Below are 15,876 nucleotides of genomic sequence, written 5' to 3'. Positions count from 1 at the left end.
TGATTATACCATAAAATGTATCATAAAAATGATTTCCATAAGATAAAGCGAAGTATTAATTTTCATCTTTCGTTGCCGCTACTTCAATATATGAAGTATTATTTTCCTTTTTACCGTATATAATCTGTTCAATTATTCCTCTCCACTCTGGATTAATATCTTCCCATTTCTTCCCCCAGTTGGAATTTATAAAATGGTAAGCTTTATATGGTTTATCGGAACTTGAAGATTTATACCCTAACAGGTCTTCCATACACTCTTTAATAGGAAAAACTCGATTTGGATCTCCTACCGCATCTAAAATTAACTTGTTAAAATTAAAGGCTTTTTCTATACCACCATCTCTATCATGTATAACATATGGATAAATACCTAAAGCGTTAAAATATTTCACTAATGGAATAATTGCAGCCTTTCCTCTTGCCTTTACAACTTCCCAATTATATGAGAAATCCTTATACATATCTTCAGGCATCCTTGCAACTGTTTCTCTTATTACAACTTCTTCTGTATCGCCTTCTACTATCAAAACTTTTTTTGTAAAGAAGACCTTTGTTATACTATCATCAATCTTTAATAACATCTTAATATAAGTTTTTTCATCTTCTATAAGGCTTTTATATGCTTCACTGACATTAAAAGGATTAGAATGTACAACTTCTAAATTTCTTTTTGAATCATTTAGTTCAACTCTATCATAATCTAAGTAAAGAGAATTTAATACTTGATGAGTATTCTTACTCAAATCAATCATGTAAGGTGAATGTGTTGTACAAATTATTTGATTATTTTTATCCATAGCTAATTCATATATTATATCTCTCATTTGTTTTGCAGCTTGTGGGTGCAAATAAATTTCAGGTTCTTCAAACGCTATTAATAAAGGTCTAATATATTCTTCCCTTGTTAATTTATTTTCACGCATACTTCTGTACCTTAACATTGCAAAAATAGCAGATCTTATCACACCTGCTCCTTGATAGTTAATTGAAGTGTGAATATTACTTCCAAGTTCAACATCAAAATTAGGCTTTATTACGTCACCTGCATTAGATAAATTTGCTCTTGCAAGAAACGTAGTGTTAGGGAACACTTCACCTAATACTTTATTCAACCCTGATAACAGCTGTGCGAAATCACTACTTTCATCATTTGGATCTAACTCCTTTGCAAGTTCTTCTAGATAATACTGTACCTTTTTAAAATTTTCTGATTTATCTCTAACATCTTCAAATAGTTGTGTTAAGGTTTTTATCAACGCTCCATTTTTTCCTGACAATTCATCATTATTTGGCTTATCCGATATAAGAAGAAATCTCGGAAGTTTATGTAATACATTTCCTGCAATTCCCCCGGGATTTTCAAACCATTTGGTTTTATTCTCATCAATTTCAAAAACTTCCTCAACACCATTGTCTTCAAGAACTTTTAACATATTTTCTGTCATTTTTTGATTATATTTTTTATCAGGGAATAATTCCTTAACAACTTCCTCACTAAGTCCATAATTTATATAATCCTGTATAGAATTACATTCTTTAAATTTTTCCTTTAAAAAGCTGTTATACTGCAACATCTCAATTTTACATTTGTTATTCCCAAGGAAGTAAGTTTTCCTATAAAATATCCTATATCCACTCTCATCCTCATCATGACTTTCATACTTAAACATTCGTTGTTTGTTAAAACCCTTCCATTTGTATGCATTTGGTGGAATATCTCTAAACTCTGAAGTTATTACAACTTTATCGCATAAAATTTTATTGTTATTATCTTCTCCAAGTATTGAAAAGAAATCTTCATCTGGCATTTTTTGAGTATCGCTTAATAAGTATTCTATGGCCTTTAATATCGAGCTTTTTCCAACGTTGTTAGGACCAATTAAAAAAGTTGCATCTGAACATAATATTTCCGTTTGAAAATGTCTTCTAAATCCTTCAATCTTAATACTATGTAGTTTCAAAAAAATACCTCCCTCTATAAACTTTAATTTTCTTTAGAATTCTCATGTTTTCTTTAAATTTCGCTAACACATAATAGCTTCTTCCCCTCAATTAGTGGATATTACTTGTATTAAGTCAATATATTTACATGGTAAGTACTTTGCATAAACTTTAAAATCACTAAAATCGTTTGATAAAGAATAAATTCTTCGTGTATCTCCACGCTCAATAATTGTTGGTGCAAACCCACTATTTACTAATTGTGATAATAAAGCCCCATAATAAAAATCTGCCTTTGCTAATGCCATTAATAATCTCCTTTCCTTATATTTTAATAGTTAATAATTCTCATCGAAATCTTCAGTAAATATTTTTTTAATTCTGTACATAATATTTATTAGATACTAACTAATGGTCACACCCCTTTAATGGAAAACACTTTCTTGGGTTATTACTTCTAAATTGAGAAGTTTTATTTTAACTATTGTATTTGGACATAAAAAAGAAAAATGTCAGTCACTCCTATAATTTTTCTAGAAATGACTGACACTGATGCACTTATATTTCATATTCACCTTTAGATTCCGCAGCCTTTAGCGTATCCCAATCCCTAGCAACGCGCAGCACTCCACATGCGCCGTGTGCGGAAACATGTCGACGGGCTGGATGTATTCGACTTTGTACAAGCTGGAAAGAAATTGAATGTCTTTTGCCAGGGTGGACGGATTGCATGAGACGTAAACGAATCGTTTTGGCTTCACTTTTTTGATTGTTTTGAGAAACGCTCGGTCGCAGCCGGTGCGGGGAGGGTCGACGACGACAACATCTGGGCGCCAGCCTTCTTTTGCCCATTTTGGCATCCATGTTTCTGCTTTGCCTGTGACATATGTTGCATTTTTGATCCCGTGTTTTTCGGCGTTTTTTTTCGCGTCGCGGATGGATTCTTCAATGACATCCATTCCTCTGATTTCTGCTGCATCCTTTGCCAGCCACAAGCCGATCGTGCCGACGCCGCAATAGGCATCTACGATTTTTTCGCTTCCTGTTAAACCTGCTGCTTTTTTGACTTCGTCATAAAGTTTGACCGTTTGCACCGGGTTAAGCTGGAAAAAAGCGCGGGCGGATAGTTCAAAGGAAAGGTCGCCCAATGTTTCTTGGATGACTTCTTCACCTTTTAACAAAACCGTTTTGTCGCCGAAAATCAACGATGTTTTGCTTCCATTTATATTTTGCATGACTGATTTTACTTCCGGCGCGCGCTTCATGATCTCCGCTGCAATCAGTTCTTTTCGCGGCAATTCTTCCGCTTTTGTAATGAGGACGACTTGCACATGGTTCGTCTGAACTCCGGCGCGTACGACGATTGTGCGAACGATGCCCGTCCGTTTTCGCTCATGGTAAATCGGGATGTGAAAATCCTCCAGTACTTGTTTTACCGTTTGGGTAATTTTATCTGTCAGCGGGTGCTGGACCATGCAAGAGTGAATTGGAACAAGCTTGTGTGAATTCGCACCATACAGGCCTGCTATCACTTGCTGTTTTTCATTTCCGAGCTGAAATTGACTTTTATTGCGGTAATGCCAAGGGTCGTCCATACCGATTGTCGGACGGATGTCGAGGGCGTCAACCTCTAGGTTCGTATGGCGCTCAAGCGCTTGAATGACAATGTCCCGTTTGGCAGCAAGCTGCTGTTCATATTGCAAATGCTGCAATTGGCAGCCTCCGCATCGGTCATAATAGATGCAGGGCGGTTTCACACGATGAGGGGATTTTTTCCGTATTTTTTTAATAACGGCTTCTGCATAATTTGGTTGAATATTCTCTGCTTGAACGACCACTTCTTCCCCGGGCAAAGCTCCCGGGACAAAGACAACTTGTTTCTTAAAATACCCGACACCTTCTCCGTTAATGCCAAGCCGCTTAATGGTCAGCGGAAATTGCTGTCCCTTTTGAATCGTCACAGATGCCGGTCTATTTTTTATCTTCATTTCGCTTCTCCCCGTCTCTTTTCGATGCTTCGCCATAAATAAAAAGCTGCATAGCTTAAATAAGGAACCCACTCGCGGCTGTAGTTTTCCATTTCTTCTTTTGTCGGTTTCTTTTCCAGTTGAAAATAATGCTTGATCGCATTTTGCAAGCCGATATCAGCAGCAGGAAACAGATTCGGCCTGCCCAGCCCAAATAAAAGAAAATTTTGCACCGTCCACGGGCCGATGCCGCGCACTTGAACCAATTTTTTCATAATGTCATCATCGCTCCATTCATGGAAGGCCTGAAGCGGCAGTGCTCCTTCTGCAATCAATCTGGAGGTATCAATAACATATTCCGCTTTTCTCATGCTGAATTTCAGCGCCCGCAAATCTTCATAGTTCAATTTGGATACTGTTTCCGGTTTGGGATAAAACCATACATTATCTACTTGAAAACCAAAAGTTTGCACAAAAGCGGTCGTCAATTGATAGGCAAATGATAAATTTAATTGCTGATGAATGATGCATTTCATTAAACAAGCATACGGATGAAAATCTAACACGAGCGGCGTCCCTTCATGCTCTTGAAAAAGCGGAGCAAGGTTGGATTGCAGGAAATGATCTTGAATGGTTTTAAGCGAATTCTTCCATTGAAATATGCGTGTCAGCTCATGGATGGCTCGTTCTTTTTGTTCATCCTGTTCCCCTGATATTTCAAATACTGGGTTTTCCTTCGATCCGATTGCTTTTACAGCGGCAACAAAAGGTTCTTCTTTTTCACTATAAAGAGGAACAAGGACGGTTCGCTTGTGCACGTCCACCTTGTTCAACGGATCAAGTGAAAGGCGCTCTAACACGCGGTCGAAGTCATACGGCGGCGCCGCTTTTATCGTCACATTCCACATGTTTTTACCGACCTTTATCGTATTTTTTCGGAGCTATTATATCACATAATCCGCTTCTATTAATAAAGAAATGGACTTTCAAACATTTTCTCCATCACTAGATCGTCTAAGCTTTTAAAAGTATAGCCTTGCTGTTTTAAAGTTTTAATCGCTTCATCAAGCGCATCAGCGTTGTCTTTTGATACGGTGTGCAGCAAAATGATCGCGCCCGGATGAATTTGATTGATAATGTTGTCGTATGCATATCGCCAGCCTTTTTGTTCATTCACCTTCCAGTCGACAAATGCAAGCGACCAAAAAATATTGCGATAACCGTATTTTTCGGACAATGCAAGTGTGCGTTCGCTAAAAATGCCCCTTGGCGGTCTCACATATACTGTTCCTTCTTGGCCTGTAAGCTCCTTTACTTTGTCGCTGACGGCATCAAGCTCCTTCTTTATTTTATCAGCACTTATTGTCGTCATATCAGGGTGGCTCCATGAATGATTGCCGACAATATGCCCTTCTTTCACCATTCTCTTTACAAGATCAGGGGCTGTTTTTAAATAATGGCCTGTTACAAAAAACGTCGCATGTACATCGTGCTTTTTCAGTACGTCCAAAATTTTCGATGTATAGCCGTTTTCATAGCCATTATCAAACGTTAAATAAATCTCTTTTTTGCTGGGATCTCCTAAATAAAACGCTCCATATTTATTTAAAAGTTCATTCCATTCTTTCCCGGCATCAGGAGGCTGATGATTATTGTTTTTTTGAAAACCCCAATGAATCGGGTGATTGCTGACAGCAGCAGAGGCGCAGCTAAAAAAAGAAAAAAATAACAAGACAGAGCAATATAAAATCCGGAAATAATTCAAGCTGTGAATCTCCTTTCCATTATTTTTACTATTAGTCTTTATCCGTTTTTAGGAATTATGCTCCATCTTGATTTCAAAAAAATACCATAGCCAATCATCTGGCTATGGCATTGAGTTTAATATTTAGCTAAATACCGGCTCTTTAAATTGAGAAAGCTTTTCTAATGACGATTTTTCAATGTCTTCATGCAGGCTGTTGCCGTGTGAATCCATTGTGACAACGGCCGTGAAGTCTTTTACGCGCAAATGCCACATAGCTTCTGGAATTCCAAACTCCAGCAAGTCAACACCTTCAACCGCTTCGATGCAATCCGCATAATATTGAGCAGCACCGCCAATCGCATTCAAGTATACTCCGCCATGCTCTTTTAAAGCTTGCAGCGTTTTTTGCCCCATGCCGCCTTTGCCCATTACCGCACGGATGCCAAATTTTTTCATAATTTCCCCTTGATAAGGCTCTTCGCGAATGGAAGTGGTCGGCCCGGCCGCTTTCACTTCCCAATTGCCGTTTTCATCTTTTAACATGACAGGTCCGCAGTGGTAAATAATTTGACCGTTTAAATCAACCGGCGCATCATGATCCATTAAATATTTATGGATGGCATCCCTTCCTGTGTAAATGATTCCGTTGATGCGAACAACGTCGCCGACTTTCAGCTCGCGGATTTGTTCTTCTGTAATTGGCGCTTGCAGCGTGATGACACGTCTTTCAGAGTCCGTTGATGCTGCATGTTCTTCTTGTGCAGCATTTTCCTGAAAATCAACATCTTCTCCATCTTGATAAAGCCATTTTATGATTTCACCCGTATTTGGATCGATATGCACACCTAAACGGCGGAATGCCCAGCAGTTGTATGCGACAGAAACAAAAAAGCTTGCAGGAATTCTGTGCATTGCGCCGACTTTGCAGCCTAATAAAGTGGTTTCCCCGCCAAATCCCATCGTTCCGATGCCAAGCTTGTTTGCATTTTCCATAATATATTCTTCCAATTGCCGCAATTCTTCGTTCGGATTTACGTCATCGACTTCGCGGAATAATTGTTCTTTCGCTAAATCGTACCCCGCTGAACGGTCTCCGCCGATTCCAACTCCAATGAATCCTGCGCTGCATCCTTGGCCTTGTGCTTGATATACCGCATGCAAAATACATTTGCGGATTCCATCCAAATCTCTGCCGGCTCTTCCCAATCCTTCTAGTTCGCACGGCAGGCTGTATTGAATATTTTTGTTTTCGCAGCCGCCGCCTTTTAATATTAAGCGAACATCGATATAATCTTTTTCCCATTGTTCAAATTTTACGACTGGAAGCCCTTCGCCCAAGTTATCGCCGGAATTTTCTCCAGTGAGCGAATCAACCGAGTTCGGGCGAAGCTTCCCGTCCTTCGTCGCTTGAGCGATCGCTTTTTTTATTGTTTCCTTTATTTGAATTTGATTGATACCGACTGGCACTTTAATTTTAAATGTCGGCAATCCGGTATCTTGGCAGATCGGCGATACATTTTCATCTGCCATTTTAATATTTTCGGTTATCGTGGCAAGCGACATCGCAGCTCTTGTACCAGCATTTTCACGCTGCTTCGCCTTCAAAATAGCGCGGCGGACATCCTTCGGCAATTTTGTAGACGTTTCCACAATTAATTGATACATACTCTCATATAATTTTTCCATCCCGCTTATCCCCCTTACATTCAGTCAAAAAACTCCCACTTAACACAATTTTTATTATACTTCTTTTAATTTTGATTGGAAAGGCATTCACGTGCTGATCATTTTTTTAGGGGGATAAGGAGAGGGTTTCAACATTCATTGCAGCAGTTAAAAAAGGTTCAGTTTGCGAATTCTATCAACCGCTTCTAAAAGCCTGCTCTCATCAACTAATAAACCAACGCGTATGTATCCTTCTCCATATTGTCCGAAGCCGTTTCCTGGCGCAACGGCGACATCTGCTTTTTCAAGCAAATAATCGGCAAACTCTTCGCTAGTAAATCCTTTCGGAACAGGGAGCCAGGCAAAAAATGATCCTTTCGGAGCTTGAGCGTTCCAGCCAATTTGCCGAATAGCATTGATAAACGTATTTCGGCGGTTTTCATAAAGGGAGACAAGCTCCTCTACACACGACTGATCGCCTGTTAATGCGGCAGCTGCTGCTAATTGTATTGCTGGAAAAAGGCTGCAATATAAGTGATCTTGAATAAGATTAATACTTTCAATGATATTCTGGTTCCCTACAGCAAATCCAACACGCCAGCCGGCCATATTGTAGGTTTTCGACAATGTGTACATTTCAATGCCGATGTCCTTAGCTCCTTCCACTTCAAGAAGGCTGGTCGGTTTTTTGCCGTCAAAGCCGATCGCACCGTACGCAAAATCATGGACAACGGAAATTCGATGCTTCTTTGCAAACGTAACCGTTTCCTCAAAAAACTTAAGATCGGCCGTTGCTCCTGTCGGATTGTTCGGGTAGTTTAAATACATCAATTTTGCCGCTTCTTTATCCTCCAACGGAATGGCGTTGTAATCAGGTAAAAACCGATTTTCTGCCAACAGCGGGAACGTTTTAAATTGAGCCCCGGCTAAAACAACGCCTGATAAATAGTCTGGATAACCCGGGTCGGGCAATAGCATTAGATCTCCTTCATTTAATAGGCACATCGGCAATTCAACAAGTCCAGTTTTCGTACCGAATAAAATCGCCACTTCTTTTTCCGGATCTATATCGACACCGTATTGTTTCTTATAATATTCACTAGCCGCATGTTTTAACTCGATCAGACCTGAAAATGGTGAATATTTATGTGTTTTCGGGTCTTCTGCTGCGGTTTGCAGCGCTTTGACGATATGCGGGGGAGTCGGCTGGTCAGGATTTCCTTGTCCTAAATTAATAATATCTCTTCCTTCGGCTACAGCGTTATTCACTTTTTTCACAAGGGCAGAGAAAAATTGTGTTGGAAGCTTTTTTAAACGTTCTGAAATCTCCACTCTAATCCACCTTTTTTTATAAAAATAGTTGAAATTATCATAAAAATTCTATAGTCTTTATATAAAAATGTCTAGGGGCTGAAAATCATGAAAGTTGCTTGTATACAAATGAATATCATTTTAGGCGAACCGGACCAAAACTATGAAATCGCTCAAAAAAATATAATAGAAGCAGCAAACCATCAAGCGGATACAATTGTTTTGCCTGAAATGTGGAATACAGGATACGCCCTTGATCAGCTTGATGAGCTTGCAGACAAAAATGGAGAAAAAACAATTGAGCTGCTGACATCCCTTGCTAAAACATATCATGTCAATATTGTCGGCGGTTCAGTTGCAACGAAAAAAAACGGACAATTTTTTAATACCATGTACGTTGTCGACCGATTCGGAAATATCACCGCTGAATACGACAAAGCCCATCTGTTTAAATTGATGGATGAGCATAAATTTATGAGTGCCGGTCAAAAAGTAAATATATTTGAGCTGGACGGCATCACTTGCGGTGGTGTTATTTGTTATGATTTGCGTTTTCCGGAATGGATTCGCACCCATGCATTAAAAGGTGCAAACATTATGTTCATTCCTGCCGAATGGCCGAAAAAGCGAATTGACCATTGGCAATTGCTTCTCCAAGCACGGGCAATTGAAAATCAAATGTTTGTTGTAGCAGTAAACCGGGTCGGAGCGGATCAAAATAATGAATTTAATGGACACTCAATGGTCATTGCCCCTTGGGGCGAGCTTCTTGTTCATGATCAAACAGATGCAGGAATTTTTTACGCCCAACTGGATCTTCAAGAAATTGACCGTGTAAGAAAAACCATTCCTATTTTTCAAGACAGACGTCCGGAATTATATTTCGAATAAAATTTTACACCCCTTAAAAGAATGTGAAAGCATTCCCTTTTAAGGGGTTTTTGTATGAAAAGGCAATTAAACGCTTTTCATGTGTTTTAAACTTTTGGTAAAGGGTGGATAGGCAATCCCTTTTTCTGTAATAATTGCCGTAATGAGTTCATGATCGGTCACGTCGAATGCCGGATTATATGTTTGCACATTTTCCGGCGCCATCGGTTTTTCATACCATTTTGACGTGATCTCCTCTGCTTTTCTCACTTCGATCGGTATTTGTTCCCCTGTCGAACAATCTAAATCGATTGTTGAAAGCGGAGCACAAACATAAAACGGGATTCCATAATATTTTGCTAAGATTGCCACTCCGGAAGTTCCAATTTTATTGGCAGTATCTCCGTTTGCGGCAACTCGATCACACCCGACTAAAACCGCTTGTACTTTTCCCTCCTTCATCACAATGGATGCCATGTTGTCACAAATTAACGTTACATCCACACCAGCTTCCTGCAATTCCCATGCAGTTAGACGTGCACCTTGAAGAAGCGGTCTTGTTTCATCTGCAAAAACTTTGAAATGGTAGCCTCTTTCTTGGCCTAAGTAGATGGGAGCTAACGCAGTCCCATATCTCGCCGTCGCAATTGTTCCTGCATTGCAATGGGTCAGAAGACCCCAGCCGGGTTTTAATAATGACAGGGCATGCTCCCCGATCGAATAACAGACTTGCTCATCCTCATTACGGATATGTTCTGCTTCTTCCTTCAGTGCGTTTTTAATTTCCTCGATGCTTTTGTCTTTTTCTACTTTGAGTCTATCCTCCATGCGATCTAAAGCCCAAAATAAATTCACTGCTGTCGGCCGCGATGAAGCCAAATACTGTTTGATTTTTTGAAAATCATCCAAAAGCTGTTCATAAGTCGACGCTTTTGATTGCTTCGTGCCTAAATAAACACCGAATGCAGCAGCAATTCCGATCGCAGGCGCTCCTCTAACCTTCAGATGGTAAATGGCCTCCCATATTTCTTCTGGAGTAGAAAGATGCAGAAATACTTTCTCATTCGGCAATAGCGTTTGGTCGAGTATGATCACCGTATTGTTTTCATCATCCAGTTGTACGGATTGAATGGCTTTTACTGCTGTCATAAAACTTTTCCCCTTCAATAAATTTGCGGACACTTTGTAATAAAACATTCACAAAGTCGTCGCCTGTACGAATGTTTGCCCGTTCAAGAATAAAGGTTTTACCAGCTGTTAAACAAATTTTTTCAGCCAAAGCTCGGGATTCTTTATTTTCAATTGACGTGATGTCTTTTACATGGGCGATCCCAATAATTCTTCTGCATAATTCAAGTCCAGCAGCGGCTGAGGCATCCTCAAGGATGGAATTTAAATACCATTCTTTAAAACTAGGTGCACTTGCAGTTCTTTCTTTTATATTCTCATCCCAAGCATGTAAAAATTTTTTTGTAAACAGCTCTATTACGTCTGAGATTGTTTGTTGAATATATTGCAAGTAGTCTTCCTTTGTTTCTTGATCTTCAATTGTAAAGCTTGCATTTACATAGGCGAAAATAAGGTTTGCAATCACATTCCCAATATCGAACCCAGCAGGTCCATAAAAAGCAAACTCAGGATCGATTATTTTTGTTGAATCTTCCTTTATAAAAATGGAACCGGTATGAAGGTCGCCGTGGAGGAGGGACTGTGCTTTTGTCATAAAATCAAACTTCAGTTTAGCTGTTTCCAATGCAAGCTTTGAATCATTCCAAATTTCTTCACGGATGAATTCTCTCGTTTCTGGAAATACATCATTTTGCTCACAATCGTAAAAAGGTTCTGTATACACGAGATCTTCTGTTATTTCACATAATTCTGGGTTTGTAAATTTTTGCACCAATGCTTTCTTCTCTTTATGATCGATAACGGCATCTGAAGTAAGCAATAAGGTGTTGACAAGAAACGTTGTAATATGGTCGGCAAACAAAGGAAATTTTTTATGTTTTAAAAGAGCTGTCCTCATAATTTCATGGTCAGATAGATCATCCATCACACAACAATTCATAATCGGATCATACGAATAAACCTTAGGTACAAATCCAGGCGCTAATTCCCCTTGCAGCTTCAATGCTTCGCTTTCAATCCGATTGCGATCTGGCGAAACTTTAAAGGCGTCTGAAATACGCGCAACCGGACCAGCTTGTTTAATAATGACAGACTGGCCGCTATTTTGATCAACGACACGAAATACATAATTTAAGTTGCCATCGCCAATCTCTCGACATTCCAATTCTGCGTTTTGTTCAAAAATATCGAGTTTTTTCTGTACATATTCGATGACATCTTGCTCAGTCATCGTAAAATATGTTGTAAAATCCTTCAAAAAAATTCCCTCCTCTATCTTTGTTTGTCATAAAGTGAAAAAAGAGTCTTTCATAATATCCATTCACAATATGGGGACGACATTATTACAAGACCACTTCGTCACCTGCTTGTAAAAGCCGATTTCGGCAAATGCTCCAAATGGATTCGGATTTCTAGATCCAAAGCAGCCGCCGCATCCATTAAATAGAGGGGGCTGTCTATAAGTCGATTTTCCGGCTTATAGACGCCCCTTTAATGTTTTAGAAACGTTGATATATCAATGCTTATGATGTTTCGTTTTCAGTGGATTTTGTCTTTCTAAGACAGCCCCTTCCTAAAAATATAAATCTGCATCATTTATTCTTGATTTTCCCCATCCCGCCATAATACTTGATAAATTATCTGTGTTTACTTGGTTTTCAAGTGAAACTATATCCTCTTGTAACATAAGACAAGCCTATTTTTGTGGTGCTCTTTTAGCTGCAAGCTTCTTCGCAAAAATGTGTAAACCTATTAAAACCGGGTCAGCAGCCGCTGTGGTATTTTCATAGTTTCTTTGCATTCAGGAACATTGTTCACTGAGCTGGATGAATTGTGTATCCGAAGAGCAGCCAGTTATATGAAAAAGATGATGTTAAGCTTGCAGCTGTGAATGTTTAAAGCCGCTTTTTCATAAATTTTTTGTAAACTTAATTTACTTCTTCTTTTTCGTAAACTGGCACCCAGCCTTCTTCTGTCACAAAGATGCGGATCGCAACAACTTTTCGGTCATCAGCTAATGTGAAATAGTGGCGTCTGCCCTCTGGAACAGAAATAAGGTCTCCCGGATTAAGATGCACTTCAAAAAATTTCCCGTCCTGTCCTTGAATAACAAAAATTCCATGGCCGCTTACAATAAAGCGCACTTCATCATCTGTATGATGATGTTCACGCTGAAAATTTTTCAGCAGCTCTTCAAGGTTTGGCGTATGATCTGCTAAAGAAATGACATCCCAAGCTTTGTAGCCGCGTCTTGCTGAAATATCTTTAATTTCATTTTCAAAAGATTGTAAAATCGTTTGTTTTTCCTCATCATTTAAAAGATATTTCTCTTTTAAATGCTCTGGTAATTTGGCAATATCCCATTGCTCGTAAATAACACCTTGTTGATTTAAAAATGAAATCACTTCCTCTTGATTGCTGATAACTTCGTTTGTTCCTTGAATTTTAATCGTTGTCATGTAAAATACCTCCTTAAAATGTTTAATTATTTAAAGCTCCTGTACTCGCAAGGAGACCGGCTTTTGCTTGAATAAGAGCAAGCTGATACTGAAATAAAAATTCACAAGCTTCTAAAATTTTCTTCGCTTCAAAGCCATCTTTTCCCCATACAGTAATTCCGTGGTTGCGAATAAGAACTGCCCCTTTATCCTCCTTCACGAAATCGCCCAAAGTGCTTGCTAATGTAGGAATATGGGCATAATTATAAATAATCGGAATCTGTAATTCTGCATCTTCCTCCCAGCGGTCAAACGCTTTTATCAGTTCTTGTCCTTGAAATACAATTTTCCCAGCGTCACCATAAAGTTCGGAGATGACATTATTTGCAACCGTATGTACATGCAGGCTGCAGCCGGCTTTGCTTCTTTTATATATTTCGCAATGCAACAGCGTTTCTGCCGAAGGCTTCAGCTGTGTTGCGCCTACAGGATTTCCTTCTCCATCTACAAGCAAAAAATCTTCCTTCGTTTTTTTTCGTTTGTCTTTACCGCTTGCGGTCACAAGAAACTGAAGCGGGGAATCTTGAACTTTTATGGCTAAATTGCCGCTTGTCCCCATAAACCAATCCCTCGCAGCAAGCTCCTCTTTAATCTCCGCAAGCTCATGAACACGAGTTAAAACGACACTCATTTTGCGCCACCTTTTTCTTCTATGAAATTTGTTTTGTTTATTGTCTTCTCTAAAATGTCAATACAGTCGTAAAATGTTTCGAAAGATTGATAAGGAATAGAAAATTCTTGACATTTTTTTGATAAATAATCACGTGCAATAACTGTATCTGCAATCTTCGCGGCTTCTAAATCTGTGACGGAATCCCCGATGATGATGGAATGAGTGTCAGCATTTGCAATTTGCCGAATAATTGTCGGTTTGCAGCACCCACAATTTTGGTTGGGACACTTTTCATCACACGTATAAGGCCAATGAATGGTGATCGTTTCTCCGCTAAAATCCGCTTTATTGCAAAACAGTGCGGTAATAGAATCAAAAGGCTGCAACAGCGGTTTAATAAAAAAATCGATTCCGCCGCTGACAATGTATAAAGGAATGTTCATGTTTTTCGCATAATGAACAAAGTCGCGAAATCCTTCCCTTATTTCTGCAGTTTCTAAAATATAGTGAATGATGTCACCCTTTAAAGAAGATGGAAGAAGTGCAAACATCTTGCCGACTCCTTCCTGAATACTAATCGACTGGGAAAGGACGCCATCCTTCAATTGCTCCCACTCTTTTGGAGCGAAACGCTTCATGATGCTAACGATGTTATCTTTTTTTGTCACCGTTCCATCAAAATCACAAAATATTACTGGCTTCAATTGGACGGTGCCTCCTTCCATCCCCAGAGCCGAATTGCTTCTTGTAATTCTATGTCTTCAGCTGCTTCATTAAGGGGAACACCCCGGGAAACAGCGTCAACTGCCTGACGGAAAGCTTTTCCTCCACCCTGAGCACCTTGCGGGTGACCGTGAACACCGCCTCCTGCATTAATGACACAATCTTTTCCAAAATCATGAATTAAAATGGGAACAAGACCCGGGTGAATGCCAGCAGATGGAACAGGAAAAACTGGTTTTAAAACTGATTCCTTCACCAATTCTTCTTTCACTTTTAAAACTTTGTCACGCTCCAATGCAACGCTGCCATATGGTGAAGGGAACAACGAAAAATCTGCTCCAGCAATTCTTATCAATTTTCCAAGCAATAAGGAATGAGAGAGCCCATATTTTTCGGATGAAGTAAACGATCCGCTAAACGCCGGATGAGCCATAATTGGGAGGGCGATTTCATCATCTTCCCTTAATGCTTGCAGCACATCGAGGCCATATGTAAAAACATTAAATAGCAAAATATCGGCACCTAATTCTTTTGCTTTTCTTGCCTTATCTTTCAATTCAAATGTTTTTCCCGTCAAATTGACCGCATACAAAGTTCGGTGCCCTTTTTCTTGATACACGTTATCAAGAACTTTTTTGCCTTCCTTTATTCTTGTTTCAAATGATGTGAGCGAATTTTCAAAAAGTATTTCGTCATCCTTTACTAAGTCGACGCCCCCGAGAGCCTGCTCCCGCAATTGGGCAAGAAGGTAATCCATATCACGTCCAATTACACCTTTAAAGATGCTCATCACTAACGGTCTGTCGTAAACGCCAAGTTTTTCTCGTAACCCCTGAATTCCAAATCGAGGACCTGGAAAATACCGAAAGATCTCATCGTCAAACTGCAAATCTAGTAATTTTATTTCTCCATCTAGTGATAATTTTCCAAAAGTTGTCGTTAAGATGGCAGGAATGTCTTTAGAAAAGTTTTCTCCCGGAAAGCGAATGTGAAGCTGTGCAATCGTTTTGCCGGAGGATGGATCCTCGCCTGTTTCTTTTATCTCAACCACTTGTCCTTTATGCTTTTTTAACTGCTCTTGCACTAAAAGAGGAAGGTCAGTCCACGAACCTACCGTTAATCCAAGAGCAATGCCTTCTGCTTTTTTTTCTAAATCTTCTCGTTTCGCAATGATTTGGTATACTGCTGTTACGTGACCCATTTTTTCAATCCTCTTCATTCAGATTTTTTTATATAAATAAAACCTCTTCAATAAGAAGAGGTTTTTTGTCAAAACAACTTCTTATCTTTCAACATCTCTGTTGGGAGAATTAGCACCGTGCTCATCATATGAGTCGGTTGCCGGGCTTCATTGGGCTCATCCCTCCACCTGCTCTTGATAAGAGTTTTATTATTAACTTTATAATTCTTA

14 protein-coding genes and 1 riboswitch are annotated in these 15,876 nt (G+C 39.3%); of the genes, 1 reads left to right on the top strand and 13 read right to left on the bottom strand.

The window, feature by feature from the left end:
• Positions 1-55 precede the first annotated feature (55 nt).
• The 7 genes from ACVIJU_RS04730 to ACVIJU_RS04700 form a co-directional block, all read right to left on the bottom strand.
• The gene (locus ACVIJU_RS04730; RefSeq protein WP_456687328.1) at positions 56-1,963 is read right to left on the bottom strand and encodes an AAA family ATPase; all 1,908 of its coding nucleotides are present in this window, start codon (positions 1,961-1,963) and stop codon (positions 56-58) included.
• Between the two features lie 87 nt (positions 1,964-2,050).
• A complete protein-coding gene (locus ACVIJU_RS04725; protein WP_327873271.1) occupies positions 2,051-2,251 on the bottom strand; it encodes a hypothetical protein in 201 nt (66 codons plus the stop codon).
• A 285-nt stretch (positions 2,252-2,536) separates the two neighbouring features.
• Complete coding sequence (gene rlmD / locus ACVIJU_RS04720) at positions 2,537-3,931, bottom strand: 23S rRNA (uracil(1939)-C(5))-methyltransferase RlmD (RefSeq protein WP_456687327.1); 1,395 nt, start codon at positions 3,929-3,931, stop codon at positions 2,537-2,539.
• Positions 3,928-4,818 (bottom strand): DNA-3-methyladenine glycosylase family protein, encoded by an 891-nt coding sequence (locus ACVIJU_RS04715; protein WP_339230087.1) that lies wholly within the window; start codon positions 4,816-4,818, stop codon positions 3,928-3,930. Before ACVIJU_RS04715 ends, rlmD begins: the two co-directional genes overlap by 4 nt.
• 59 nt (positions 4,819-4,877) lie before the next feature.
• Positions 4,878-5,675 carry a delta-lactam-biosynthetic de-N-acetylase gene (pdaA, locus tag ACVIJU_RS04710; RefSeq protein ID WP_327856984.1) on the bottom strand — a complete coding sequence of 266 codons (798 nt, stop codon included), beginning with the start codon at positions 5,673-5,675 and terminating at the stop codon, positions 4,878-4,880.
• A gap of 123 nt (positions 5,676-5,798) precedes the next feature.
• On the bottom strand, positions 5,799-7,343 hold the full coding sequence (locus ACVIJU_RS04705) for a fumarate hydratase (protein WP_456687326.1): 1,545 nt from the start codon (positions 7,341-7,343) through the stop codon (positions 5,799-5,801).
• Between the two features lie 147 nt (positions 7,344-7,490).
• On the bottom strand, positions 7,491-8,654 hold the full coding sequence (locus tag ACVIJU_RS04700; protein WP_456687325.1) for an aminotransferase class I/II-fold pyridoxal phosphate-dependent enzyme: 1,164 nt from the start codon (positions 8,652-8,654) through the stop codon (positions 7,491-7,493).
• Between the two features lie 87 nt (positions 8,655-8,741).
• Here ACVIJU_RS04700 and ACVIJU_RS04695 point away from each other — a divergent pair, with 87 nt between their 5' ends.
• Positions 8,742-9,524, top strand: a complete 783-nt coding sequence (locus tag ACVIJU_RS04695; protein WP_456687324.1) for a carbon-nitrogen family hydrolase — start codon at positions 8,742-8,744, stop codon at positions 9,522-9,524.
• 66 nt (positions 9,525-9,590) lie between these two features.
• On the opposite strand, the gene mtnA is transcribed toward ACVIJU_RS04695, so the two are convergent.
• The 6 genes from mtnA to ACVIJU_RS04665 form a co-directional block, all read right to left on the bottom strand.
• Positions 9,591-10,652: an S-methyl-5-thioribose-1-phosphate isomerase gene (gene mtnA / locus ACVIJU_RS04690; protein ID WP_144598481.1), complete on the bottom strand. Its 1,062-nt coding sequence runs from the start codon at positions 10,650-10,652 to the stop codon at positions 9,591-9,593.
• On the bottom strand, positions 10,612-11,889 hold the full coding sequence (gene mtnK / locus ACVIJU_RS04685; protein WP_144598482.1) for an S-methyl-5-thioribose kinase: 1,278 nt from the start codon (positions 11,887-11,889) through the stop codon (positions 10,612-10,614). Before mtnK ends, mtnA begins: the two co-directional genes overlap by 41 nt.
• Positions 11,890-12,559: 670 nt before the next feature.
• Complete coding sequence (locus ACVIJU_RS04680; RefSeq protein ID WP_063386759.1) at positions 12,560-13,090, bottom strand: 1,2-dihydroxy-3-keto-5-methylthiopentene dioxygenase; 531 nt, start codon at positions 13,088-13,090, stop codon at positions 12,560-12,562.
• A 22-nt stretch (positions 13,091-13,112) separates the two neighbouring features.
• A complete protein-coding gene (locus tag ACVIJU_RS04675) occupies positions 13,113-13,760 on the bottom strand; it encodes a methylthioribulose 1-phosphate dehydratase (protein ID WP_063386760.1) in 648 nt (215 codons plus the stop codon).
• On the bottom strand, positions 13,757-14,446 hold the full coding sequence (locus ACVIJU_RS04670) for a 2-hydroxy-3-keto-5-methylthiopentenyl-1-phosphate phosphatase (protein ID WP_186439276.1): 690 nt from the start codon (positions 14,444-14,446) through the stop codon (positions 13,757-13,759). The genes ACVIJU_RS04675 and ACVIJU_RS04670 overlap by 4 nt, the downstream gene beginning before the upstream one ends.
• Positions 14,443-15,666: a 2,3-diketo-5-methylthiopentyl-1-phosphate enolase gene (locus ACVIJU_RS04665; RefSeq protein WP_144598483.1), complete on the bottom strand. Its 1,224-nt coding sequence runs from the start codon at positions 15,664-15,666 to the stop codon at positions 14,443-14,445. Before ACVIJU_RS04665 ends, ACVIJU_RS04670 begins: the two co-directional genes overlap by 4 nt.
• 78 nt (positions 15,667-15,744) lie before the next feature.
• Positions 15,745-15,850: riboswitch (SAM riboswitch) on the bottom strand.
• Positions 15,851-15,876: the final 26 nt, after the last annotated feature.

The sequence above is a fragment of the Aeribacillus sp. SP014 genome, assembly GCF_054055575.1.
The sequence above is the reverse complement of the archived record's forward strand: the minus strand, read 5'-3'. Positions and strand labels throughout refer to the sequence as shown.

What these genes read in the sequence shown, in the direction of transcription:
- ACVIJU_RS04725 (WP_327873271.1), bottom strand. Translation starts at nt 2,251, where the DNA reads ATGGCATTAGCAAAGGCAGATTTTTATTATGGGGCTTTATTATCACAA.
- rlmD (WP_456687327.1), bottom strand. Translation starts at nt 3,931, where the DNA reads ATGAAGATAAAAAATAGACCGGCATCTGTGACGATTCAAAAGGGACAG.
- ACVIJU_RS04715 (WP_339230087.1), bottom strand. Translation starts at nt 4,818, where the DNA reads ATGTGGAATGTGACGATAAAAGCGGCGCCGCCGTATGACTTCGACCGC.
- ACVIJU_RS04705 (WP_456687326.1), bottom strand. Translation starts at nt 7,343, where the DNA reads ATGGAAAAATTATATGAGAGTATGTATCAATTAATTGTGGAAACGTCT.
- ACVIJU_RS04695 (WP_456687324.1), top strand. Translation starts at nt 8,742, where the DNA reads ATGAAAGTTGCTTGTATACAAATGAATATCATTTTAGGCGAACCGGAC.
- mtnA (WP_144598481.1), bottom strand. Translation starts at nt 10,652, where the DNA reads ATGACAGCAGTAAAAGCCATTCAATCCGTACAACTGGATGATGAAAAC.
- ACVIJU_RS04680 (WP_063386759.1), bottom strand. Translation starts at nt 13,090, where the DNA reads ATGACAACGATTAAAATTCAAGGAACAAACGAAGTTATCAGCAATCAA.
- ACVIJU_RS04675 (WP_063386760.1), bottom strand. Translation starts at nt 13,760, where the DNA reads ATGAGTGTCGTTTTAACTCGTGTTCATGAGCTTGCGGAGATTAAAGAG.
- ACVIJU_RS04665 (WP_144598483.1), bottom strand. Translation starts at nt 15,666, where the DNA reads ATGGGTCACGTAACAGCAGTATACCAAATCATTGCGAAACGAGAAGAT.